The sequence below is a fragment of the Ruegeria jejuensis genome (assembly GCF_041537905.1).
Taxonomy (GTDB): Bacteria; Pseudomonadota; Alphaproteobacteria; order Rhodobacterales; family Rhodobacteraceae; genus Ruegeria_C.
In genome coordinates this window covers 258,287-282,410 of record NZ_JBGRUO010000003.1, presented here as the reverse complement: position 1 = coordinate 282,410, position 24,124 = coordinate 258,287, and the positions used below count along the sequence as shown (strand labels likewise).

General features: G+C 62.7%; 23 protein-coding genes and 1 pseudogene. 8 read left to right on the top strand and 16 right to left on the bottom strand.

Annotated elements, in window-relative coordinates; genetic code table 11:
- Nucleotides 1–2: 2 nt before the first annotated feature.
- The 6 genes from AB1E34_RS05690 to AB1E34_RS05665 are packed head-to-tail and all read right to left on the bottom strand — an operon-like array spanning nucleotide 3 to nucleotide 6,524.
- Complete coding sequence (locus AB1E34_RS05690; RefSeq protein ID WP_372571368.1) at nucleotides 3–1,934, bottom strand: acetyl/propionyl/methylcrotonyl-CoA carboxylase subunit alpha; 1,932 nt, start codon at nucleotides 1,932–1,934, stop codon at nucleotides 3–5.
- On the bottom strand, nucleotides 1,927–2,430 hold the full coding sequence (locus AB1E34_RS05685; RefSeq protein WP_372571367.1) for an O-acetyl-ADP-ribose deacetylase: 504 nt from the start codon (nucleotides 2,428–2,430) through the stop codon (nucleotides 1,927–1,929). Before AB1E34_RS05685 ends, AB1E34_RS05690 begins: the two co-directional genes overlap by 8 nt.
- Nucleotides 2,431–2,475: 45 nt before the next feature.
- The gene (locus tag AB1E34_RS05680; protein WP_372571366.1) at nucleotides 2,476–2,901 is read right to left on the bottom strand and encodes an ASCH domain-containing protein; all 426 of its coding nucleotides are present in this window, start codon (nucleotides 2,899–2,901) and stop codon (nucleotides 2,476–2,478) included.
- A gap of 10 nt (nucleotides 2,902–2,911) precedes the next feature.
- A complete protein-coding gene (locus tag AB1E34_RS05675) occupies nucleotides 2,912–4,516 on the bottom strand; it encodes a carboxyl transferase domain-containing protein (RefSeq protein ID WP_372571365.1) in 1,605 nt (534 codons plus the stop codon).
- 5 nt (nucleotides 4,517–4,521) lie between these two features.
- Nucleotides 4,522–5,001: a hypothetical protein gene (locus AB1E34_RS05670; RefSeq protein ID WP_372571364.1), complete on the bottom strand. Its 480-nt coding sequence runs from the start codon at nucleotides 4,999–5,001 to the stop codon at nucleotides 4,522–4,524.
- Nucleotides 4,998–6,524 (bottom strand): AMP-binding protein, encoded by a 1,527-nt coding sequence (locus tag AB1E34_RS05665; protein WP_372571363.1) that lies wholly within the window; start codon nucleotides 6,522–6,524, stop codon nucleotides 4,998–5,000. Before AB1E34_RS05665 ends, AB1E34_RS05670 begins: the two co-directional genes overlap by 4 nt.
- Before the next feature lie 139 nt (nucleotides 6,525–6,663).
- Between AB1E34_RS05665 and AB1E34_RS05660 the strand changes: the two genes are divergently transcribed.
- Complete coding sequence (locus AB1E34_RS05660; protein ID WP_372571362.1) at nucleotides 6,664–7,269, top strand: OmpW/AlkL family protein; 606 nt, start codon at nucleotides 6,664–6,666, stop codon at nucleotides 7,267–7,269.
- A 30-nt stretch (nucleotides 7,270–7,299) separates the two neighbouring features.
- On the opposite strand, the gene AB1E34_RS05655 is transcribed toward AB1E34_RS05660, so the two are convergent.
- The 5 genes from AB1E34_RS05655 to AB1E34_RS05635 all read right to left on the bottom strand — a co-directional run bounded on the left by AB1E34_RS05655 (nucleotide 7,300) and on the right by AB1E34_RS05635 (nucleotide 11,508).
- The gene (locus tag AB1E34_RS05655; protein WP_372571361.1) at nucleotides 7,300–7,806 is read right to left on the bottom strand and encodes a lysozyme inhibitor LprI family protein; all 507 of its coding nucleotides are present in this window, start codon (nucleotides 7,804–7,806) and stop codon (nucleotides 7,300–7,302) included.
- A complete protein-coding gene (locus AB1E34_RS05650; RefSeq protein WP_372571360.1) occupies nucleotides 7,806–8,966 on the bottom strand; it encodes an isovaleryl-CoA dehydrogenase in 1,161 nt (386 codons plus the stop codon). Before AB1E34_RS05650 ends, AB1E34_RS05655 begins: the two co-directional genes overlap by 1 nt.
- 90 nt (nucleotides 8,967–9,056) lie before the next feature.
- Entirely contained in the window at nucleotides 9,057–9,536 is a 480-nt protein-coding gene (locus AB1E34_RS05645) for a hypothetical protein (protein WP_372571359.1), read from the bottom strand.
- Nucleotides 9,537–9,587: 51 nt separating this feature from the next.
- Nucleotides 9,588–10,781: a DegT/DnrJ/EryC1/StrS family aminotransferase gene (locus AB1E34_RS05640; protein ID WP_372571358.1), complete on the bottom strand. Its 1,194-nt coding sequence runs from the start codon at nucleotides 10,779–10,781 to the stop codon at nucleotides 9,588–9,590.
- A gap of 31 nt (nucleotides 10,782–10,812) precedes the next feature.
- On the bottom strand, nucleotides 10,813–11,508 hold the full coding sequence (locus AB1E34_RS05635) for an HAD-IA family hydrolase (RefSeq protein WP_372571357.1): 696 nt from the start codon (nucleotides 11,506–11,508) through the stop codon (nucleotides 10,813–10,815).
- Between the two features lie 133 nt (nucleotides 11,509–11,641).
- Here AB1E34_RS05635 and glmU point away from each other — a divergent pair, with 133 nt between their 5' ends.
- From glmU to AB1E34_RS05610, 5 genes are all read left to right on the top strand, one after another.
- On the top strand, nucleotides 11,642–12,994 hold the full coding sequence (gene glmU / locus AB1E34_RS05630) for a bifunctional UDP-N-acetylglucosamine diphosphorylase/glucosamine-1-phosphate N-acetyltransferase GlmU (RefSeq protein ID WP_372571356.1): 1,353 nt from the start codon (nucleotides 11,642–11,644) through the stop codon (nucleotides 12,992–12,994).
- A gap of 2 nt (nucleotides 12,995–12,996) precedes the next feature.
- Nucleotides 12,997–14,820, top strand: coding sequence for a glutamine--fructose-6-phosphate transaminase (isomerizing) (gene glmS / locus AB1E34_RS05625; protein WP_372571355.1), 1,824 nt, complete (start codon nucleotides 12,997–12,999; stop codon nucleotides 14,818–14,820).
- Between the two features lie 3 nt (nucleotides 14,821–14,823).
- Nucleotides 14,824–15,366, top strand: coding sequence for a pyridoxamine 5'-phosphate oxidase family protein (locus AB1E34_RS05620; RefSeq protein WP_372571354.1), 543 nt, complete (start codon nucleotides 14,824–14,826; stop codon nucleotides 15,364–15,366).
- Nucleotides 15,367–15,374: 8 nt separating this feature from the next.
- Complete coding sequence (locus AB1E34_RS05615; protein ID WP_372571353.1) at nucleotides 15,375–16,052, top strand: DNA alkylation repair protein; 678 nt, start codon at nucleotides 15,375–15,377, stop codon at nucleotides 16,050–16,052.
- Nucleotides 16,053–16,149: 97 nt separating this feature from the next.
- Nucleotides 16,150–16,914, top strand: coding sequence for a nuclear transport factor 2 family protein (locus AB1E34_RS05610; RefSeq protein ID WP_372571352.1), 765 nt, complete (start codon nucleotides 16,150–16,152; stop codon nucleotides 16,912–16,914).
- A 232-nt stretch (nucleotides 16,915–17,146) separates the two neighbouring features.
- On the opposite strand, the pseudogene AB1E34_RS26115 reads toward AB1E34_RS05610, so the two are convergent.
- A pseudogene (locus AB1E34_RS26115) lies at nucleotides 17,147–17,368 on the bottom strand (GFA family protein); the annotation flags it as partial.
- A 45-nt stretch (nucleotides 17,369–17,413) separates the two neighbouring features.
- Nucleotides 17,414–17,848: a hypothetical protein gene (locus AB1E34_RS05605; protein ID WP_372571351.1), complete on the bottom strand. Its 435-nt coding sequence runs from the start codon at nucleotides 17,846–17,848 to the stop codon at nucleotides 17,414–17,416.
- Nucleotides 17,849–17,941: 93 nt separating this feature from the next.
- Here AB1E34_RS05605 and moaA point away from each other — a divergent pair, with 93 nt between their 5' ends.
- Nucleotides 17,942–18,949, top strand: coding sequence for a GTP 3',8-cyclase MoaA (gene moaA, locus AB1E34_RS05600; protein WP_372571350.1), 1,008 nt, complete (start codon nucleotides 17,942–17,944; stop codon nucleotides 18,947–18,949).
- Nucleotide 18,950: 1 nt separating this feature from the next.
- On the top strand, nucleotides 18,951–20,267 hold the full coding sequence (locus AB1E34_RS05595; protein ID WP_372571349.1) for a 3-deoxy-D-manno-octulosonic acid transferase: 1,317 nt from the start codon (nucleotides 18,951–18,953) through the stop codon (nucleotides 20,265–20,267).
- A gap of 62 nt (nucleotides 20,268–20,329) precedes the next feature.
- On the opposite strand, the gene AB1E34_RS05590 is transcribed toward AB1E34_RS05595, so the two are convergent.
- From AB1E34_RS05590 to argE, 3 genes are all read right to left on the bottom strand, one after another.
- A complete protein-coding gene (locus AB1E34_RS05590) occupies nucleotides 20,330–21,493 on the bottom strand; it encodes a M20 aminoacylase family protein (protein ID WP_372571348.1) in 1,164 nt (387 codons plus the stop codon).
- Nucleotides 21,494–21,593: 100 nt separating this feature from the next.
- Nucleotides 21,594–22,940, bottom strand: coding sequence for an NAD(P)/FAD-dependent oxidoreductase (locus AB1E34_RS05585; protein WP_372571347.1), 1,347 nt, complete (start codon nucleotides 22,938–22,940; stop codon nucleotides 21,594–21,596).
- Entirely contained in the window at nucleotides 22,937–24,103 is a 1,167-nt protein-coding gene (gene argE, locus AB1E34_RS05580) for an acetylornithine deacetylase (protein ID WP_372571346.1), read from the bottom strand. Before argE ends, AB1E34_RS05585 begins: the two co-directional genes overlap by 4 nt.
- Nucleotides 24,104–24,124: the final 21 nt, after the last annotated feature.

Genomic DNA, 24,124 nt, shown 5'->3' with positions numbered 1-24,124 from the left:
CCTCATTCCTCCTGCAGGCGCACCAGTGCCGCACCTGCCTCGACCTGCGCGCCTTCGGATGACAGCACCTCGGCCACCACGCCATCGCGCGCGGCCAGCAGCGCATGTTCCATCTTCATCGCCTCAAGCACGGCCAGCCGGTCGCCTTCGCGGACGTGCTGTCCGGGTTCCGCAAAGACTGCCTTGACCAGACCCGGCATCGGCGCCTCGATCACATTGGTATCGCCACCGCCCGAGGCATCGCGATCCAGCGGGTCGAGCATCTCGAAAGCCAACCCATAGGCATCAAACACGGTGACCGTGGCACCCGAAAGCGCGGTATCGGGCATCACCTGCCCGGCGATCCGCCACTGACCCTGATGGCGCGTGGCGCGGACCTGATCGGGCCCGATCTTCCAGAGCTGATGATCAGGGCCCTCGACCTGCACATCCGCAGCAATAGGCTCCCCCCGCCAGCTCAAATGCGCGGCCCGGTGCAGTGGTGCCCAAAGGGTGAAGCCGGAATCATCACGTAGCGTAATCAATTCCAAGGCGCGCATCGCCGCCGCAACCACATGGCGCGGTTCGGGCTCCGCCGCAGAGACCAACTGGTCAAGATCGCGCGCGATCAGCCCGGTGTCGACATCGCCCGCCGCAAAGCCGGCGTGCGAGGACAATGCACCCAGGAAACCCAGGTTGGTCACGGTGCCGCCCACCTGCGTGCCACGCAGAGCACGATCCAGCCGGGCCAGCGCCACCGCGCGGGTCGGTCCATGCACCACCACCTTGGCGATCATCGGGTCGTACCAGGGGCTGATCGTATCCCCTGCCCGCACACCGCTATCGGCGCGACACCCTTCCGGGAAGGACAGATGGGTCAGCGTTCCGGTCGCGGGCAGGAAGCCCTTAGGCACATCCTCGGCATAAAGCCGTGCCTCAAAGGCGTGACCGGTGATCGAGAGGTCGTCCTGCCGCATCGGCAGCGCCTCGCCCGAGGCCACGCGCAATTGCCATGCGACCAGATCAATGCCGGTGATCGCCTCGGTGACGGGGTGCTCGACCTGTAGGCGGGTGTTCATCTCCATGAACCAGAACCGGTCCGGGCGCAGCCCGTCGGAAGCGTCGACGATGAATTCCACCGTGCCCGCACCCTTGTAGCCAATGGCCTCGGCCGCGCGCACGCCCGCCTGCCCCATCGCTTCGCGCATCTCGGGCGTCATGCCCGGCGCGGGGGCCTCTTCGATCACCTTCTGGTGGCGGCGTTGCAGCGAGCAATCCCGCTCGAACAGATGCACTGCATGGGTGCCATCGCCGAAGACCTGCACCTCGATATGGCGCGGCTTGGCGACGAATTTCTCGACCAGCACCGCATCATTGCCAAAGGCTGTGCGCGCCTCGCTCCGGGCGCTGTCCAGCGCGGCAAGGAAATCCTGCGGCTGTTCGACCAGCCGCATGCCCTTACCGCCGCCGCCCGCAACCGCCTTGATCAGGACCGGATACCCGATCGCATCTGCCTCCCCGGCCAGATGTCCCGGGTCCTGATTGTCGCCATGATAGCCCGGCACCACGGGCACGCCCGCTGCCTCCATCAGCACCTTGGCGGCGTCCTTGAGGCCCATCTTGCGGATCGCGTCTGCAGACGGCCCGATGAAGGTCAGACCCGCCGCCTCGACCAGATCAACAAAGTCGGGGTTCTCACTGAGAAACCCATAACCGGGATGGATCGCCTGCGCGCCGCTCTCCAGCGCTGCCTCGATGATCACATCGCCCCTGAGGTAACTCTCTACCGGGGCAGAGCCGCCGATATGCACCGCCTCATCCGCCATCGCAACGTGCTTGGCCGCGGCATCTGCGTCGGAATAGACCGCAACACAGGCCACGCCCATGCGCTGCGCGGTTTCCATGATCCGACAGGCGATCTCGCCCCGATTGGCGATCAGGATTTTGCTAAACATTGCCTCGCTCCCATTTTCGGACGGCATTGTTCAGGTGCCGCTCGGTGCGCGCATCAAGCGCGACGAGTCTTACATCCAGTCGGCTACCCGCAACCGAGGTCATCGCAATCTCCGCTGCGCGGTCATGCGGAAATCCATAGGCACCGGTGGAGATTGCGGGGAACGCAATGCTCTGGCAGTTGTACTCCTCGGCCAGACGCAGGCAGTTGGCGTAGCAGCGCGCCAGTAGCTCGTCCTCGCCGGAGGCACCGTCGCGCCAGACCGGGCCTACCGTGTGAATCACGATACGCGCTGTCAGGTCGTAGGCACCCGTTACCTTGGCCTCTCCGGTCTCGCACCCACCGAGACCACGGCACTCTGCCAGCAGTTTCGGCCCGGCGACACGATGGATGGCCCCATCCACGCCGCCTCCGCCAAGCAGGGACCGGTTGGCAGCATTCACGATCGCATCCACCGGCAGCTGCGTAATATCGGCCCGCACAACATGAAAACTCACGAAGGCCTCCAAAACATGGCAAGACGCGCGCCGAACAGAGTTTTGCTATACATCCCTATCCTCCCCGAAATCCTCGACCAGTCGGAACCGCTCGCAGATCAGTTCCATCTCAGCGGACCAGCCGCCATTACGCTCGAAATAGCCGCGGTGGGCCACTTGCCAGCCTGCCAGGTCATCGTTCTCACCCTCGGCCAGCGCAAAATCGGCATCCACATCACAATACCGCCGCCGGGTAACCTCGATGGTTTCGATCACCAGTGCCGCGTTGCCGTCCCAGTCCAAAGCGATGTCCTGACGTCCGACCACCGGCAGCGCGTCGCCCCTCTCGCCGTAATCGCGCAAAGCGCCGCAAGTGGCGGTTTTGCGCCCCTGCCGAACCAGGAACAACAACTCGTCGCAGAGCGCCCGGTTGTCACCAAAGGTGAAGATTTCGGCGTCGGGATAGAGTGCTTGGGCCTCTTCGAGTTTCATGTCGCAGCCCTCACATCCGAAACACGCCGAAGCGTGTCTCCTCTATCGGCGCGCTCAATGCCGCGCTCAGCGACAGGGCCAGCACATGGCGGGACTTGCGCGGATCGATGATGCCGTCATCCCAGAGCCGGGCCGAGGCGTAGAGCGGGTGGGACTGTTCCTCGAACATCTCGATGGTGGGGCGTTTGAACTCGGCTTCCTCTTCAGGGGACCATGTGCCGCCCTGCCGCTCGATCCCGTCGCGTTTGACGGTGGCCAGAACCCCTGCCGCCTGTTCGCCGCCCATGACCGAGATACGGCTATTGGGCCAGGTCCACAGGAAACGCGGCTGATAGGCGCGCCCCGCCATACCGTAATTGCCCGCTCCGAATGACCCGCCCACAAGCATGGTGATCTTGGGGACATTGGTCGAGGCCACCGCCGTCACCATCTTGGCCCCGTGCCGCGCGATGCCCTCGTTTTCGTATTTGCGACCCACCATAAAGCCGGTGATGTTCTGTAAGAAAACCAGCGGGATTTTGCGCTGTGAACACAGTTCCACGAAATGCGCGCCTTTCTGGGCGGCCTCGGAAAACAGCACGCCGTTATTGGCGATGATGCCGATGGGGCAGCCTTTGAGATGGGCGAACCCGGTCACCAGCGTCTCGCCAAAACGCGGTTTGAACTCGTCAAAGCGTGAGCCATCGACCAGCCGCGCGATCACCTCGCGAATGTCGTAAGGCGTGCGCAGATCGCCCGGAACCACGCCGAGGATTTCCTCGGGGTCATAGGCGGGCTCTTCGGGGCTGGCCCAATCCACAGTTTGCGGCTTGCGGCGGTTGAGGCTTTGGACCGCGCGCCGCGCCAGCGCCAGCGCATGGGCATCATCCTCGGCCAGATAATCCGCCACGCCGGACAGGCGCGTATGGACATCGCCGCCGCCGAGGTCTTCGGCGCTGACTACCTCGCCGGTTGCGGCCTTGACCAGCGGCGGGCCGGCGAGGAAGATCGTGCCCTGTTCCTTCACGATGATCGTGACATCGGACATTGCCGGAACATAGGCTCCGCCCGCCGTACACGACCCCATCACAACGGCGATCTGAGGGATGCCTTTGGCGCTCATCCGCGCCTGATTGTAGAAGATGCGGCCAAAGTGATCGCGGTCGGGAAAGACCTCATCCTGATTGGGCAGGTTCGCACCGCCGCTATCGACCAGATAGATACAGGGCAGATGGTTTTCCTCGGCGATCTCCTGCGCGCGCAGGTGTTTCTTGACCGTCATCGGGTAATAAGTACCGCCCTTCACGGTGGCGTCGTTGCAAACCACCATGACCTCGTGCCCCTGCACGCGCCCAATGCCTGCAACCACGCCCGCACAAGGCGCCGCGCCATCATACATCCCATGCGCCGCCGTCGCGCCGATTTCCAGAAACGGAGAGCCCGGATCGAGCAGATTTGCCACTCGCCGACGCGGCAGCATCTTGCCCCGGCTCTCATGCCGCGCACGGGATTTCTCGCCTCCGCCCATGCGGGCGGCTTCTGCGGCCTCAGCGATCGGAGACAGAGCGCCGAGATGGGCCATACAGTTTGCCTTGAAACCCTCAGAGGTGGGAATGGCTTTGGATGTGAGTTTCATTTGAGCTAGTCTCTATTTCCCTGCCAAGCGTTGATGTTGGGTATGGCCTTAGCAATTTCACCGGCGTAACACTGCGCAAATAGCATCTGATCGTATTGTGTATCGGCACCAAATTCACGCGACGTTTCAACGACGAAATCACATCCGGCTTCAGCCTCTCGTAGCGCTAGTTTCCAAGCAGCTGCGACAAATCGTTTCCCAAAATCGTGGGGGTGTTTCTGTGCCGCTATATGCGAACGCGATGCAATGCCGTCCGTAACTTCCTTGAAAGAAAGGAAGCAAGCCGTCTGTGATGCCCAATCATCTGACTCGTAGGGCGTTATACAGGACCGAAAGAACGCATCCCAACACTGCTGCTGCATGTCAGCATAGGTTGGTGGTTGGTTGAGACAATCGACGAGTCTTTCGGCGTCATTAGCCCTAGCAAATCCGGGGAGAGCCAACAAAGCAAGTCCTATGCTTCCCAAAAACAATTGCAAGTTCATTTCTTACATTCCCTTGCTGCTTTGCGTTTCAATTCCTTACGGATGACCTTGCCCGTCACCGTCATCGGCAGGTCCTCCAGAAACGCCACTTCGCGTGGGTAAGAGTATTGCGCCAACCGATGCTTGACCCAGTCTTGCAGTTCCATCTCTGACGCCGCGCGCCCCGGTTTCAGCACTACAAAAGCCTTCACGATCTCGGTCCTGAGTGGATCGGGTTTGCCGACCACGCCCACCGTCGCCACCGCCGGGTGGGTCAGCAGGCAATCCTCGATCTCTGCCGGGCCGATGCGGTAGCCCGACGAGGTGATGACGTCATCCTCGCGGCCCACGAAGCGCAAGTAGTCGCCCTCCCACACGCCCCGGTCGCCGGTGATCAGCCAATCACCGCGGAACTTCTCTGAGGTCGCCTGCGGGTTGTTCCAGTATTCCAGCAGCATCGAGGCCGAGCCGCGCCGGATGGCCACGTCGCCCTCTTCGGCCGTCGGCTCACCTGTGTCGTCGATCACCGCCACCTGATGCCCCGGCACCACTTTGCCGATGCAGCCGGGGTGCACGGGGAAATCCTCGGCGCAGGAGGAGACCACCATGTTGCATTCGGTCTGACCGTAGAACTCGTTGATCGTCAGACCGAAGGCCTTCTGCCCCCAGGCCAGCATCTCGGCCCCCAGCGGCTCGCCACCCGAGGCGACCGAGCGCAGGCCGGGAATGGCCTGATCCGCCACCTTGAGCATCCGCAGCGCGGTGGGCGGGAAGAAGACGTTGCGCACGCCGCCCTGCGCAATCACATCGGCGCAGGCTTGCGGGCTGAACTTGTCGAGCCGCGCGGCCACCACCGGAATGCCCAGCGCCAGCCCCGGCATCAGCACATCGAACAGCCCGCCGATCCAGGCCCAGTCGGCGGGCGTCCAGAGGCAGTCACCCGCGCGCAGGTGATTGTGGCTGATCGAAACACCCGGCAGATGACCGGTCAGCACCCGATGACCGTGCAACGCGCCCTTGGGTTTGCCCGTAGTGCCCGACGTGTAAATCAGCACCGCCGGGTCCTCCGGACCGGTTTCAGCGCGGGCCACCGGTGGACCGTCCTGGCCAATCTCGGAAGCAATCAGCGGCGTAGCCAACCCGCCCAGCAGCGCGGCCCCGCCAGGGTCTGTCAGGACGAGGGACAACCCGGCATCCTGCACCCGGCTGCGCAGCGCGTCCTGCTGAAAGAGCTTGAACAGCGGCACCGAGATCGCGCCCAGCGTCCAAATTGCCAGATGCGCCGCCGCGCACCAGGGCGACTGGCCGAGCAGCACGCCAACCCGGTCGCCGCGCTGAACCTGCGGCGCGAGAGCGCGCGCGATGCCATCGCTCATCGCGGCGAGTTCGCCGTAACAGATGTCGCGCCGCTGCGCCCCTGTCAGGTCGATGATCGCTATCTGATCCTCAGGGTGCGACAGGCACTGATCGGCCATGTTCAACCGGTCTGGCAGGTCCCAGCTTCCGTCGGGGCGCAAACCAGCTATGCGCCTAGCGGAACCCATCACATCCCCCTGCATTCATTGACGTTTTGTCGCAGCTCCCCGGGACGCAAAACGCATTTTCTTGATCCAGATCAGAGCGTTTCTGCGGCGCAGCAGAGAAAATCTGCCCATCACTCATTTCAAACACAAGAGACGAAAAATGAAACTCAGAACTGCCGTTTTGACATCCGCTGTCGCCATGGCCGCCATCGCCGGTCCCGCCTTTGCGCAATCGCAGGGCGACTGGACGGTTGGTGTCGGTGTTGGCTACCTTGATCCCAAATCCGACAATGGCACCGTTGCCGGAGCCGAGTTGAGTGTCGATTCCGACACCCGCCCGATCTTTACCGCAGAATACTTCGTCCGCGACAATCTGGGGATCGAGCTGCTGGCCGCGACCCCGTTCGACCACGATCTGTCGCTGTCGGGTGTCGGCAAGATCGGCAGCACCAAGCACCTGCCGCCCACGCTGTCGCTGAACTATCACTTCCCGACCCAGTCCAAGTTCACGCCCTACGTTGGCGCGGGCCTGAACTATACGGTCTTCTTCGACGAGAGCTCGCCGCTGGGCGATCTGAAGATCGACAATTCCTGGGGTGTCTCGCTGCAGGCGGGTGTGGATTACCAGATCACCGATGCAGGCGCGATGCGTCTGAACGTGCGCTGGTTCGACATCGACTCTGATGTCAGGCTGGACGGCGCCAAGGTCGGCGAGGCCGAGATCGACCCCTGGCTGGTTGGCCTGACTTACGTGCACCGGTTCTAAGCCGCTAATCCTTGCGGGCGTGGTCATGGGTCAGTCCCCCAGCCACGCCCGTTCAAGATAGATCGCCTGATCGGCGGTCAGGCGCAGCAGGCAATTCAGCCCGGCAGGGCCGGTGCCGCTGCCACCGCCCCATTGCGACATCTCGAAATCGCAGGTGGTGTCGCGAAAGGCGATCCATTTGCGCTGCATCTCGCGCAATACCGGGGTGATCTTCGGTGCGCTGGTGCCCCATTTCGCAGACTCGGCATCCGAGGCCTGCGCCTTTGACAGCAAAGTGCCATAGGCCGCGTTCAGCCAGCCATCCCATTGCTTTACCTCCTGATCGAGGCAAGAGCTCATGCCTACCGTGGTCTCACCACCTGGGTTGTTGGTCATACAGGCCTCGGCCGCCTTGCCCGCACAAGCCCGGCGCGCCGCCGGATCGGCAGTTGCGGCAAGACAGGATTGCGTCGGCGCGATCGAGAAGTTCAGGTCTTGCGCCTGCACAACCGATACTGGACCAAGCAGGGCCACTGCCACGGCCAGAACCCGGCGCATCACATTGCCCCCATCAATTCGCGCCCGACCAGCATTCGGCGAATCTCGGAGGTCCCGGCCCCGATCTCCATCAGCTTGGCGTCGCGGAAGATGCGGCTGACCGGTGCGTCGGCCAGAAAGCCCGCCCCGCCCAGCGCCTGCACCGCCTGATGCGCCTGCGCCATACCCTGTTCGCTGGCATAAAGGCAGCAAGCGGCGGCGTCCTGACGGGTCACGTCGCCCCGGTCACAGGCCTTGGCAACCTCGTAGACGTAAGCGCGCGACGAGTTCATCGCGGTATACATATCGGCGATCTTGCCCTGCATAAGCTGGAAATTCCCGATCGGCTGGCCGAACTGCTTACGCTCGACCAGGTAGGGCATCACCTCATCCATGCAGCTTGCGATGATACCGGGCCCGATGGCCGCCAGCACCACGCGTTCATAGTCGAGGCCAGACATCAGCACCTGAACGCCCTTGCCCTCTTCGCCCAGCACATTCTCGAACGGCACTTCGACATCCTCGAAGATCAGCTCAGCCGTGTTCGAGCCGCGCATGCCCAGCTTGTCGAAATGCGGCGAGGTCGAGAAACCCGTCATCTCTTTTTCGATCAGAAAGGCGGTGATACCTTTTGGCCCGGCCTCGGGGTCGGTCTTGGCATAGACCACCAGCGTGTCCGCATCCGGGCCGTTGGTGATCCAGTATTTGTTGCCGTTCAGACGGTAATGGTCATTGCGCTTCTCGGCGCGCAGTTTCATTGAGACCACGTCGGACCCCGCCCCCGCCTCGGACATGGCCAGCGCGCCCACGTTCTCGCCCGAAAGCAGGCCCGGCAGGTATTTGCGTTTCTGTGCCTCGGTGCCGTTCAGATTGATCTGGTTCACACACAAGTTCGAATGCGCGCCATAAGACAGTGAGACCGAGGCACTGGCCCGCGCGATCTCCTCGACCGCGACAGCATGGGCAAGATAGCCCATCCCCGCCCCGCCATATTCTTCGGGAACCGTGATGCCCAAGAGGCCCAGCTCGCCCATTTCACGCCAAAGCTCGTTCGGGAAAGCGTTGGAGGCATCGATCTCGCTCGCCATGGGGCGAACCCGTTCCTGCGCCCAGCGATGGACCATTTCGCGCAGGGCATTCACATCCTCACCCAGGTCGAATTGCATGGTCGCGTTGAACATCACCGGCCTCCCTTCCGATTATTGAACAGGCGTTCATATAACACCCAAAAATGCGCCCGTCAAAGAAGAACTGAACAAGTGTTCAGAACGTCATGACAGTTTCGATTTGATCTTCTTCCAGAGCACGGGCCACGCAGCGAGCAGCATCACGAATCCCGCCGTGCCGACATTCACCGGTGGCGGGGGCGGCAGTTGCCCCGGCACGTTGACCTTCACTTGCGCGTAATGCTGCTGCATCTCTTTCACGGCAGCACGGCCAAGGCGCTGCACATTGGTGTGCAATTCCTGGCGCTGCTTCAGCCGCTTCTCGCGCTCAACCTTCAGGGCCTCGATCTTGGTATCGATCTGCAGGATACCGGCATCGAGTTTCTCGATGGCATCCTCGCCCTTCTTGGCGTTCTTGATCGCGGCAACCACCTTGGCTTCCGCCTGTTTCACCAGAGTCAGCGCCAGTTTGCGCTTTTTCACCTCTTCGGCGAATTTCTTCTTTTCATCAGCCTTTGCGGTCGTGACCTTGATCTTTTCCTTCTTGTGATCAACGGATTTCCCACCGCGTTGCGGTTTTGCCATGGCCAAAAGCTCCCTCAAATGAGGGCAGCCTAACATGTTCGCCGGGCGGCGCTAGGCCGCGTTATGGGCGCGGGTCACTTCCGAGCGGATGATCCGCGCGATCAGCGCGCAATCCTCGGCACTGAAAGTCAGCGGCACGCGCATATCGACAATGCCCGCCAAAACCCGGTCGGTCGCGGGCATTGGCTCAGACGGCGCATAGCGCCAGCTGTCATAGCGCGAGGTAAAGGCCACCGGCTCCGGCGCGCCGAACCATTTCAGCTCGACCCCGCGCGCGGCACAGCGATCGATCACATCACACAGCGCCTCGTCCTGCCAGTCGAGCAACAGAAACTGGATCGACGAACCGACATAACTTTCCTCCTCGGGCCGATCGATAACCGTCAGGCCCGGCGTGTCGCGAAGCCCGTCTTCCAGCGCCCGGTAGCGTTCGTTCCAGCGGGCCACCTGCGTGCCCAGATTGCGCAGTTGCGGGCGCAGAATCGCGGCGCGCAGATTGTCCATCCGGCCAGAAATGTTGGGGGTCACGTATTTGACCCGCTCGAACACCTCCGGCGATGGCGCCGCCTTGTGACGCCCATAGAGCATGTAAGACCCCGACAGCATCACGGCCCGCGCCGCAAGCTCTTCGTCATCAGTGACCAGCAAGCCGCCTTCGCCGGAATTCACATGTTTGTAGGTCTGACAGGAATAACAGCCCACCGCCCCGTGTCGTCCCGAAGGCACCTCGCGCCAGCTTGCCCCCATCGTATGCGCGCAATCCTCGATCACCGTGACCTGAGCGGCGTCGCACATGGCCATCAACCGGTCCATGTCGCAGATATGCCCGCGCATATGACTGAGCAGCAGCACGCTGGCGCGGTCCAGCTTGGCCGCCAGATCGTCCAGATCGATGGTCAGGCCTTCGGTCACGCCGACAAATTCCGGCACCGCCCCAACCGAGGCGATCGCACCGGGCACTGGGGCAAGCGTGAAAGCGTTGGACAGGACCCGATCACCGGGCTTAACGCCCACGGCCCGCAGCGCCGTTGCCATCGCATATCCGCCCGAGGCCACGGCGAGGCAGTAGCGTGCGCCGGTCTGTGCGGCGAATTCCTGTTCCAGCAGCGCGGTTTCGCCCGCTTCGCCCTCGGCCACGTTGTAGCGATGCAAGCGCCCATGGCGCAGCACATCCAGCGCTGCCGCGATGGCGTCGTCAGGGATGGGTTCCTGTTGGGTGAAACTGCCGGTAAATCTCTCTGTCATGCGGCGTTTGTGGAGCGCGTGCGCGACCCGGTCAAGCCCGCGCGGCCTTTGCAGGCGCACCCGGATGCCCGATCAGGTCCGGCACCAGATCCGGCAGGTGCGCAAAATCATGCAACAGCGCCTCGGGCTCCAGCGCCGACATATCCTCGCCGGATGGCCCGAAGGTCACCAGAATCGAAGGCACACCAGCAGCACGCGCGGTGTTGCGGTCGGTATCGGAATCGCCCACCAGCAAGCAGTGATCCGGATGCCCGCCTGCACGCTTTGCCGCCTCGCGCAGAGGCGCGGGATCAGGTTTGCGCACCGGCAGCGTGTCAGCCCCCACCAGTGCGGCAAAGGCGTCGCGTATGCCAAGGCGCTGCAGCAGCAGATCGGCATGGCCCTCGGGTTTGTTGGTACAGATGCCCACGCCATAGCCTGCGGTTTTCAGACGCTCGACCGCGTCCATCGCCGAAGGGTAGAGGAATGTGTGAACATTGATCTTGTCGGCATAGGCCTCCAGCAGCACGGGATAATAGCTGTCGACCGTCTCCGCATCGAACTGGCCAACACGGTGCAGCCCATGTGTCAGCATCATCCGCCCGCCGCGCACGGCAACGCCCGCGTCCGCTCCATGTACCAGCACATCGCCATGGCCCATCATTCTGAAACAGGCATTTGCCGCCTCCAGCAAGTCGCCGGATGTGTCGGCCAGCGTGCCATCGAGATCGAATATAACCGTCCGCATCCTGCCTCCTGTCGGCGCGTATCTGCCGCGCACTGTTGCAGCCCGCAATCTCATTTGATCGCACCAGCGCTTGCGCCCCTGCCCCCAGCGGATAAAACGGGCACAAGGAAAATACAAAGAGAAATCACTTTTCATGAGCAGCGCTCTCGTCATTCTTGCCGCAGGCAAGGGCACCCGGATGAACTCGGATATGCCCAAGGTCCTACATCCCATCGCTCAGACCCCGATGCTGGTTCACGCCATGCGCGCAGGCCGCGCGCTCGCCCCCGAACGCACCGTCATCGTTGCCGGACATGGGGCGGAGTCGGTGACGAAGGCCGCGCTATCCGAGGATGACACCGCGCAGGTTGTCCTGCAGGAGGAACAGCTTGGCACCGCCCACGCGGTCGATCAGGCGCGCGCGGCGCTCGACGGTTTCGAGGGCGATGTGGTGGTGCTTTATGGCGATACCCCCTTCATTCAACCTCAAACGCTGGAGCGGATGATTGCCGCTCGCGCCGAGAATGATCTTGTCATCCTGGGCTTTGAGGCTGCCGATCCGGCCCGCTACGGACGGTTGGTGATGAATGGCGACCGGTTGGAGCGCATCGTGGAATTCAAGGACGCGAGCGAGGCCGAACGCGCGATCAGCTTCTGCAATTCCGGCCTGCTGGCCTGTGACGCCGGCACGCTGTTCGACTTGATCGCGGCGGTCGGCAACGACAACGCCTCGGGCGAATATTACCTGACCGATGTGGTCGAACTGGCCCGCGCCCGCAACCTGAATGTCACCGCCGTGGCCTGCGCCGAGGCTGAGACGCTGGGCGTGAACTCGCGCGCTGATCTGGCGCAGGCAGATGCGGTGTTTCAGGCCGCCGCCCGCGCGGCGCTGCTGGAACAGGGCGTGACGCTGATGGCCCCCGAGACCGTCTATCTTGCCGCCGACACCGTGATCGGGCGTGATAGCGTGATCGAACCCAATGTGGTCTTCGGCCCCGGCGTAACAGTGGAAAGCGGCGCGCAGATCCGCGCCTTTTCGCATCTGGAGGGCTGCCATGTCAGCCGGGGCGCCGTGGTCGGGCCTTATGCCCGCTTGCGACCGGGTGCTGAACTGGCCGAAGACGCAAAGGTCGGCAATTTCGTCGAGATCAAGAATGCAGAGATCGCCGAAGGGGCCAAGGTCAACCATCTGAGCTATGTCGGCGATGCCAGCATCGGAGCCAAAAGCAATATCGGCGCAGGCACCATTACCTGCAACTATGATGGCTTCATGAAGCACCGGACCGAGATTGGCGAAGGTGTCTTCATCGGCTCGAACACGATGCTGGTGGCCCCCGTCACTGTTGGCGATGGCGCGATGACTGCAACGGGCACGGTGGTGACCCGCAACATCGAGCCGGATGCGCTGGCCGTTGCGCGCGCCAAACAGGACAACAAGCCGGGCTATGCCAAAAAACTCTTCTCCATACTACGGAAGAAGAAAGAAAACCTGTCGAAAGGTCAGTAGAGATGTGTGGAATTGTAGGTGTTCTTGGGGATCATGAAGCCGCCCCCATTCTGGTTGAGGCGCTGAAACGGCTGGAATATCGCGGCTATGACAGCGCCGGGATCGCCACCGTGAACAAGGGCGCGCTGGATCGCCGTCGCGCGGTCGGCAAGCTGGTCAATCTCAGCGACCTGCTGGTGCATGAACCCCTGCAAGGCAAGTCCGGTATCGGCCATACCCGCTGGGCCACCCATGGCGCCCCTTCGGTCGGCAATGCCCATCCGCATCGCGCCGGATCGGTGGCCGTAGTGCATAACGGCATTGTCGAGAATTACCGCGAATTGCGCGCCGAACTGGCCGAGCACGGCATCGAATTCCAGACCGAAACCGACACCGAAACAGTCGCCCTGCTGACCGAGTATTTCCTGCGCTCTGGGCTTGATCCGGTTACGGCGGCCAACCGCGCCATTGACCGGCTGGAAGGGGCCTTTGCGCTGGCCTTCCTCTTTGATGGCGAAGAAGACCTGATCGTTGCCGCCCGCAAGGGCTCGCCGCTGGCCATCGGCCATGGTGACGGTGAGATGTTCGTAGGTTCGGACGCGATCGCATTGGCGCCGCTGACCGATCGGATCACCTATCTTGAAGAAGGCGACCGCGCCGTTCTGACCCGCACTTCGCTGGAGATCCGCGATGCGCAGGGTGAACTCGCCAACCGCGAGATGCGCAAGATCGCCGCCGACCGGACCCGCACCGACAAGGCCGGGCACAAACACTTCATGGCCAAGGAAATCGCCGAGCAACCCACGGTGATCGCCGAGGCCATCCGCGCCTACCTGCCCTCTGGCTCTGACGACGTGCACCTGCCCGGCGAGGGGCTCGATTTCAGTCAGATCGACCGGCTGACCATGGTGGCCTGCGGCACCGCCTATTTTGCCTGCCTCACTGCAAAATACTGGTTCGAGCAACTGGCGCGCATTCCGGTCGAGGTCGATATCGCCTCTGAGTTCCGGTACCGCGAGCCTCCGATCCCGGACCGCACCGTGGCGCTGTTCGTCAGCCAATCGGGCGAAACCGCCGACACGCTGGCCGCGCTGCGCTATTGCGAAGGCAAGGCGGACAAGATCGTGTCGGTGGTCAATGTCCCCGAAAGCTCAATCGCGCGGGAAAGCCAGTTGGCGTTGGAAATCCATGCCGGGGTCGAGATTGGCGTGGCTTCGACCAAGGCCTTCACCTGCCAGCTTAGCGTGCTGTTGATGCTGGCGCTGAAGGCGGCGCAGGATCGGGGCACGCTGACGCCGGAACAGATCGCCGATCACATATCAGCGCTGCGCGGGCTGCCCGCGCTGCTAAACGCTGCGCTGGATCAGGAGGACGCGATCCGCGCCGCCGCGCAGAAGCTGAGCGAAGCGCGCGACGTGCTGTTCCTCGGGCGCGGCGTGATGTACCCGCTTGCCCATGAAGGAGCGCTGAAACTGAAAGAAATCAGCTATATACACGCCGAAGCTTACGCATCTGGTGAGCTGAAACACGGCCCCATCGCGCTGATAGACAAGCATATGCCGGTGGTTGTGATGGCCCCGCGCGATGCGCTGTTCGACAAGAGCATCTCGAACATGCAGGAGGTGATGGCGCGCAAAGGCAAGGTGCTGCTGATCTCGGATGATGATGGCATCGCCGAGGCGCAGGATGGTGTCTGGTCCACGGTGCGGATGCCACATTCCCATCCCAGCCTGACGCCGATCCTTTACGCAGTCCCGGCGCAGTTGCTGGCCTATCATACTGCGGTCGCCAAGGGCACCGATGTGGATCAGCCGCGCAATCTCGCGAAATCGGTCACAGTGGAGTAACCCATGGGAAAGCAGTTTCCGGCGCTTGACGACGCCCATCGCAATTTCATCGAAGCGCAGCACATGTTCTTCACCGGCTCGGCGGGGCCAGAGGGGCGGGTCAACATCTCACCCAAAGGGATGGACTCACTGCGCGTGATGGGGCCGAACCGCATCTTGTGGATGAACCTGACCGGCAGCGGCAATGAAACCGCAGGCCACCTGCTGGAAAACACGCGCATGACGCTGATGTGGTGCTCGTTCGAGACCCGCCCGCTGATCCTGCGCGCCTATGGCACGGCCCGCACCGTTCATACGGAAGACCCCGACTGGGCGGAGCTTGATCACCACTTCCCGCCCCATCGCAGCGCGCGACAGATTTTCGATGTCGAGATCGAGATGGTGCAGACCTCCTGCGGCTATACCGTGCCCTTCATGGACTATCGCGCCGATCGCGACACGATGCAGAAATGGGTCGACGGGAAATCCGACGAGGATATCCGCAAATATTGGGCCGACAGAAACCAGACCACCCTTGACGGCAAGCCAACCGGCGTTCCGGTCTGAGGGTCGGGATGCTTACAGACCATCTCGACCAGCTCAAGGCTCATATCGAACCGGGTCGCGCCGAACAGAAAGCGGCCTATCACAAGCAGAGCCGAGTCGTGCTGGGGGTTCCCAACCCGGCGATCAACGATCTGACAAAGGCGTGGCGACAGGCCTTGAGCGTGCCGGAACGGGTCGCGCTGGCCGATGCGCTCTGGCAAAGCGATATCTTCGAGGCCCGCATCGCCGCCGGCAAGCTGCTGACGCAAGCCCGCATCCGCCCTGATGAGGCGGTCTGGGAGATGCTGCAGAGCTGGGTGCCGGACTTCGACAGCTGGGCCATTGCGGATCACGCCTGCGGCGCCATCTCGAAACGGCTGGTGGCCGATCCGGCGCGTCTGGATCAGGTGGAGGGCTGGACGCGGTCCGATCACATGTGGACCCGCCGCGCCGCGCTCGTCTCCACCCTGCCTTGGACCAAACAGAACAATCCCAAGGATGACGATCTGGACCGTCGCGACCGTATTCTGGGCTGGGCCGCTGCTTACGTGCCCGACCGCGACTGGTTCATTCAGAAAGCGGTGGCCTGGTGGCTGCGCGACCTGTCCAAACACGACGCCCCACGGGTGCGCGCCTTTCTGGCCGAACATGGTGAGGCAATGAAACCCTTTGCCCGGCGCGAGGCGGCAAAGTATCTGGATCGCTGAGCTCCACCGGTGGCAGGAACCTTGCCCTTGCTGACCCGGCCAATTGCGCGCAGTCTGAAGCGGCGAGCCATGCCCGAAACAACAGATTGCCAAGCCAATGCCGCAAGCCAACAAACATCGAATCCGCGCCTTGCTGAAAAGCATCGAGACCGGCGATCCCGAGCCGATCTCGGTGGTGAACGAAGCCAAATACATCCAGCACAACCCGCAAACCCATGAGGGCAGCGAAGGGCTGGCGGCCTTGTTCCAGCGCCTGTCAAAAACCTCACCACGCGTGAACATCGTGCGGGCCTTTGAGGATGGCGATTTTGTCTTTGCCCATACCGAATATGATTTCGCCACAAGGCGCATCGGGTTCGAGCTGTTCCGGTTCGAAGAGGGTCAAGCGGTCGAACATTGGGACAATATCCAGCCCCGATTGGGACCGAATCCCTCGGGGCGCAGCATGGTGGATGGTCCGACCGAGGCCAGCGATCACGCCCTGACCGAGACCAACCGCAGCCTCGCGCGCAGCTTTGTCGAAACCGTACTGATAGGCGGCGCGGTGAACCGGATCGCCGAATTCATCCCAGAACAGGGCTATATCGAACACAATCCCCGCCTCACCGATGGTCGCGCATCCCTGATGTCAGCGCTGGAAGAGGCCGAGGATGGCCAACGCGTGATCGACTACCATCACCTGCACCGGGTCGTGGCCGAGGGCAATTTCGTACTTTGCGTCAGCGAAGGCGCATATGCCGGCCAGCATTGCGCTTTCTTTGATCTGTTCCGTGCGGAAGTTGGACAATTTGTCGAACACTGGGACACGACCGAAAAGATCTCTCCACGCTCGGAATGGAAGAACAACAACGGCAAGTTCTGACGAGTATTGCAAACGAGGCTATCTCTCGCCGCATCGCCGCGCATTGCTGGCACCTGTTTCAGAACCACATATCAGCCACGGTTCTTCCATCAGGCGGCAGGGTTTTGAAGCTGTCATGCCCCTCGAAATGACGGATCGGAAGCTCGCCAATCAATGATGGGTCGGCCATCCGAGTATTCACTCCGACCCGCTTGCGGCCGTGTTCATCCGCAGCGCAGGCGATGTAATGCGCCACGCAGCCACAAATGACGCAAAAGTGGAAGTCGATGTCCCCGCTATCACGACGCCTGTAGGGGCGTGTTTGACCAGTCGTTTGAACATCATGGCCGATGTGTCCATACGCCCAAAGGGCACCATAACGCCGACATATGGTGCAATTGCAAGCCGTGACCTTGTCTGGCAACGTTTCGAGTGTCCAGCCGACCTCACCGCAATGGCACGTTCCGCTCAACATGCGCAAATCTCCGAAACCTTCTCTGACCGGCCGTCAGATGGCGGATCAGTTGGTATAGACATCCAGTTCGATCAACTGGTCAATGGGTGCCAGCAGCGTCCGCATCGCCTCCAGCGACAACCGGCTACCCGCCGTCTCTGCGCCCTCGATCGGGATCAGCGTCACAAAGGCCGAGGCCCCGGTCTTGCGAAACACCACCCGGCCCGAGCGTTCCTTGCTGACCAGAGGCGTTTCCAGCCAGATACCGGGTTTCGCAACATCGCCCAGACCCGCAATCGTCTGCTTGGCGCCGGTCCAGCCCGGATCGAACTCTTCGGTTGCGACCACCTCTTCGACCTGTTCAGAGCCGTCCGACTCTGGCGCTTCTGCGGCTTCAGATGCAGAGGAAGATGAGGGTCCGCTAAACAAACCATCGGTGGTGTCGCGGATCTGCGCGCATCCCGCGATGAGGATCAATGAGGTCAGGGCAATATGTCTCATACCGAAACCCTAGCTATCTGCGCCCGGCCATGCCAGACCCAAATACCATGATCCCCCTTGCCGCAGGCAGGGCTCCGCTTTAGCTATATCGCCATGACCGCACCCCTGATTGATCCATTCGCCCGCGCCATCACCTATCTCCGCGTTTCGGTTACCGATCGCTGCGATTTCCGCTGTGTCTATTGCATGTCCGAGAACATGACCTTTCTGCCCAAGAAAGAGCTGCTGACGCTGGAAGAGCTGGATCGCATGTGCTCGACCTTTGTGGGGCTTGGCGTGCGCAAGCTGCGCATCACCGGAGGCGAGCCGCTGGTGCGACGCGATATCATGACCTTCTTCAACGGCATGACCCGGCATCTGGATAGCGGCGCGTTGGAGGAACTGACGCTCACCACCAATGGCTCGCAGCTGGAACGGTTTGCTGATCAGCTTTATGCAGCGGGCGTGCGGCGGGTGAATGTCTCGCTCGACACGCTGGATGAGACCAAATTCGCCGATATCACCCGCTGGGGCCGTCTGAAACAGGTGCTGCGCGGCATCGACGCGGCGCAGAAAGCCGGGCTGCGGGTCAAGATCAATGCGGTGGCGCTCAAGGGTTTCAACGAGGACGAACTGCCCACGATCACCCGATGGTGCGCGGAGCGTGACATGGACCTGACCTGGATCGAGGTTATGCCGATGGGCGATATCGGCAATGAGGACCGGCTGGGCCAGTACTGGTCGCTCAAGGACGTGCGCGCCGAGTACGAAAACCACTATCAGGTCAGCGACCTGGCCGAGCGCACCGGCGGCCCGGCCCGCTATGTGCGGCTGGAAGAGACTGGACAAAAGATCGGCTTCATCACGCCGCTTTCCCATAATTTCTGCGAAAGCTGCAACCGCGTGCGCCTGACCTGCACCGGCGAGCTTTATATGTGCCTCGGGCAAGAGGATATGGCCGATCTGCGCGCGCCCCTGCGCGATCACCCCGACAGTGAAGAACCGCTGCAAGAGGCCATCCGCGCCGCCATCAGCCACAAGCCCAAGGGCCATGATTTCGACTATTCCCGGCAAACGCTCGATGGCCAGATGCCTAGGCATATGAGCCATACGGGCGGCTGAGATGCCCGGACAGGGTGTCGCCCCGACGCCGCTATACCGGCTATACTCTGTCGTAACCGGTGCGCTTGGCCCGCTGGCTTGGCGTTCCGTGCGCCGCAAACTGGACGCCGCCGGGGTCGCGCCAGAGCGGCAGCGCGAACGGCTGGGCCACGCCACCCTGCCCCGCCCTGACGGCCGGTTGATCTGGTTTCATGCAGCCAGCGTGGGCGAAAGCCTGTCGGTCCTCACCTTGATCACCCGCCTGGGCGCGGTGCTGCCAAAGGCGGAGTTTCTGATCACCTCCGGCACGCCGACCTCGGCCGAGCTGGTTGCAAGACGCCTGCCGCCGCGCACGCGGCACCAGTTCGTCCCACTTGACACCGGCGCTGCCGTAACACGTTTCTATGATCACTGGCGCCCGCAGGCGGGTATCTTCGTCGAAAGCGAGCTCTGGCCCCGCATGCTGGTCGAGGCTGACCGGCGCGGCATCAAACTGGCCCTGCTCAACGCCCGCCTCTCGCAGAAATCGGTGGAGGGCTGGCAGAGGTCCCCGGGCACGGCGCGGTTCATCCTCGACTGTTTCACGCTGTTTCTGACCCAGAACCGGCAGACTGCCGACAATCTGATCGCCATGGGCGCTGATCCGTGCCGGGTGCGCCCCGGCAGCAATCTCAAGGCGACCTCGGCCCCGCTGCCGGTGGATGAAGCCACACGCGACATGCTGACGAAAGCCATCGGGAATCGCCCGGTCTGGGTTGCAAGCTCGACCCATAAGGGAGAAGAAGAACAGGTGCTACAGGCCCATAAGCGCCTGCTCATTACCCATCCCGACCTGCTTTTGCTGCTGGTTCCCCGCCACCCCGAACGCGGCGATGAGGTTCAGGGGCTGGTGAAAGCCGCTGGTCTCAGCTGCGCCCGCCGCAGCGCGCAGGAACAGATCACCGCACGGACCCAAGTTTATATGGCCGACACACTTGGCGAGACCGGCACCTGGTATGCGCTTTGCCAGTTGGTTTTTCTCGGCGGCTCGCTGCAGGAAATCGGTGGTCACAACCCCTTTGAACCGGCGCAAGCGGGCGCGGCAGTAATCACCGGGCCAGGATATTACAATTTCGCCGAGACCTACGCCCAGATGAAACAGGATGGCGGCGCGCGCGAGGTTCACGACGCTGACAGCCTCGCCCATGCCGTAGCGGACTGGCTGGACGACGCAGAGCGCTTCACCAGCGCCCGGCAAGCCGCCTCAGCCTATGTCGCCACGCAGCAAAATGCTTTGGAGGCTGTCATCGACAACCTCTGCAAGGAACTCGAATTGACCAATCCCAGCGCAACCGGCTGACAGCTTCAGACCGGCAAAGCGGTCAGAACCAAGCACGACGACGTCCCCTGCCTGCTTTCAACTCACGCCACTGGCATCCGCTGTTCGACGATTTCGGCCCACCAGCTGCACCCGGCGGGAATGGCCTCGTCGTTGAAATTATATTCGGGGTGATGGACCATCGCCGTGTCACCATTGCCCACGAGGATATAGGCGCCGGGCCGTTCCTCCAGCATGAAGGCGAAATCCTCGCCTCCCATGACCAGCGGCGCGTCATTGCAACTGCCAGAGACATCGCGCGCCACGCTTGCCGCAAATTCGGTCTGCGCTTCGGAGTTCACCATCACCGGATAGCCCCTGTGATAGGTCACCTCAGCCGTGCCACCAAAGGTCGTCGCGATACCGGCGCAAATCTCCTTGATCCGTTGTTCGGCCAGATCACGCATTTCGGTGCTCATGGTGCGCACCGTGCCTTTCAGAAAGACCTTCTGCGGAATCACGTTGAAGGCGTTGGAGGAGGTTTCGAACGAGGTGACCGACACCACCAGCTGATCGGTCGGATCGGCATTGCGGCTGACGATGGTCTGCAGGGCCAGAACCACCTTGGAGGCCATCACCGTGCTGTCGACGGTGGTTTGCGGCTTGGCCGCGTGGCCGCCCTTGCCCTCCAGCGTGATCTCGAACTGGTCGGTGGCGGCAAAGAACGCGCCGGGGCGGATGGCAAAACTGCCCACCGGCTGACCCGGCCAATTGTGCATGCCATAGACTTCCTGAATGCCCCAGCGGTCCATCATGCCGTCCTCGCACATCTCGCGACCGCCGCCGCCGCCTTCTTCGGCAGGCTGGAAGATGATGACGGCGGTGCCGTCGAAGTTGCGGGTCTCGGCCAGGTATTTCGCCGCGCCCAGCAGCATGGCGGTATGCCCGTCATGGCCGCAGGCGTGCATCGCGCCGGGCGTTTTCGAGGCATAGTCCAAGCCCGTCGCCTCGTGGATCGGCAACGCATCCATATCGGCGCGCAAGCCGATCACTTTGCCCGCGGTATCTGTCTTGCCCTTGATGACGCCAACCACGCCGGTGCGGCCGATGCCGGTCACCACGTCATCGCAGCCGAACTCACGCAGCTTTTCGGCCACCAGCGCGCTGGTGCGGTGCGTGTCGAACAGGATCTCGGGGTTTGCGTGGATATCCCGGCGCCATGCGGTGATTTCATCCTGCAGCTCCGCAAAGCGGTTCTTGACTGGCATCTCTTGCTCCTCCGTTTTGCGGTCCGCAGACCGGCATGTCTTATCCCACCTACATATACGCCCCGGCCCGTTCTTCCAGAGCAGAACGCGGCCAATAGATTCAGAGCGCCGGCCCCAGCTCCAACGCCGACCCGTCGCTGAACCGCGACAGACGGAACCTGCTGAGATCGTGGCCGGGCGCGTCCCCCGTCACCAGATCGGCCATGATGCGCCCAAAGGCGGGTCCGATCCCGAAACCATGACCGCTCATCCCGGTGCAGATTGACAGGCCGGGCAGCGCTTCGGCCCGGTCCACAACAGGCACCACATCGGGCATCGTGTCGATCATCCCCGCCCAGGCGGCAGCGGCCTGCACTGCACCAAGCGATGGGAAAAGCTGCTGAAACCGGTCGAGAATCTGCTCCACTTTGCGATGGTTCGGCGCGGGATTCAGCACGCGGCAGTGCTCGAAGGGGGAGGTTTCGTCCCCCGTCCAGCGCCGTGGCGTGCCCCAGGCATCAGGGAACCCGCGCGGCGCGGCGGGCAGATAACGCCGCCCGAACGGGTCCGCCCGCAATTGCGGCCAGAAGGCGCGTGCGGCCCGAAAGGCATCCGGCCCGACCCAGAAATCATGCGCGTCCCCCTCGGCCAGCGAATAGCCGCCATCGACGCGCCGCCGCAGGGCGATCTCGCCAAAATCCGCCCCGCCTGCATAGATGTCCGGGACCGCGGTTGTGGCCACCACAGTGGCGCGTACCGAAAGCTGCGGGATGTCGACCCCGTGACGCCGCAGGAACAGGTTGGACCAGGCCCCGCCCGCCACCACGACATCAGATGTGACGATGCGCCCGGCCTCGGTCACGACACCCGCGATACGTCCGGCCTGCACATCCAGCAGCCGCGCCGCGCAACTCTCGCGGATCACGGCGCCCGCCGCCACCGCTGCCCGCGCCAGCGCCGGGACCGCCACCCAGGGCTCAGCCCGCATGTCTGAAGCTGTGTGCATCGCGCCGGGCCAGCTGCCCTGCGCCTGCGGGATGAGATCGTACAACTCCGCGCTGCTCAGCATCCGCGTATCGACACCGTTTTCGCGCGCATGGGGCAACCATGCCTCGAACCCGGCCAGGTCCTTGTCGCATCGCGCCACATAGGTCAGGCCGCATTGGCGCAGACCCAGATCGTCCGAGCCCTCCGCCTGCAATTGACGCCAGATCCGGTTGGCCTCGACCATGATGGGCAACTCGGCGGGGTCGCGACCCATCTGGCGCACCCAGCCCCAGTTGCGCGCCGATTGCTCGCCCGCGATCCGCCCCTTTTCCAGCAGCACCGGTCGCAGGCCTTTTTGTGCGAGGAAATAGGCGGTCATCACCCCGATGATGCCACCACCAATGATGACAACCGGCGCGGCTGAGGGCAGCGCCGCGTCATGTTCGACCGGCGACGTGGCGGTGATCGGAATGCCCTTCATCCCGAGAGATGATCCAACAACGCGCTCATGAAGTCTTGCCCGGCCTGCAATTGGTCAACCGACAGAAATTCATTCGCCTGATGCGCCTGTGCGATGTCGCCGGGGCCGCAGATGATCACGGAATACCCGGCTTCCTGAAACTGCCCGGCTTCGGTGCCGTAGCTGACCACATGGGTGCCATTGTCGCCGGTTAGCGCGCGGGTCAGCGCCTCCGCCGCGCCTTGTTCTTCGGGCACCAACCCGGAAACCTTGAAGACCTCGCTGATCTCGATCCGTGCGTCGGGGTGCACCTCTTGCATCTCGGCCTCGACCTCACCTGCAAAAGCCTGAAACTCCGCCTTCCAGTCGTCCAGCGATGCCCCCGGCAAGGTGCGGCATTCGATAAAGAAGCGGCAATCCTTCGCAGTGATGTTGCTGGCAGTACCACCTTCGATGGTGCCGACATGGGTGGTGGTCCAGGGCGGATCAAATAGCGCTGCGATCTCGTCGCGCGGGGCGGCGCGGTTCTGGCGGTTGCGTTGATTGGCCCACTCGATCAGCCGCGCGGCCTCATGCACCGCGCTTACACCCATATGCAGCAACGAGCTGTGCACTTCGAACCCATGCACATGGACACTGAGCCCGATATCACCCTTGTGCCCGGTCACGACCTGCATCATCGAGGGCTCGCCCACAATCACGATCCGTCCCCTGGGCACGACAGGGTCCATCGCCCGGATCAGATGCGGCGGGCAGATACAGCCCACCTCTTCGTCATAGCTCAGCGCCAGTTGCAGCGGCGTGGCGAGGTCTCGGCCCTGCGCCTCGACCATCGCCCAGATCGCCAGCGCGTCGAAACCTTTCATGTCGCAAGTGCCGCGCCCGTAATAGCGGCCATCCGCTTCGACCACCTCGAAGGGATCGGTCTCCCATGCCTGCCCATCGACCGGCACAACATCGGTATGGCCCGAAAGAACCACCGCGCCCTCTTGCCAAGGCCCGACATGGGCAAAAAGTGCGGCCTTTTCCGGCTGACCCGGTGCCTCCATCCGGTGCACGCCCACACGATGGGCCGTCAGATACTCCTCAACCCAGTCGATCAGCGGCAAGTTGGTGTCGCGGCTGACAGTTGGAAAAGACACCAGCTTTTCCATCAACGCACGCGGGGACAGTTTCTCGGTCATGTAGCGCCTCTTGGCAATTCG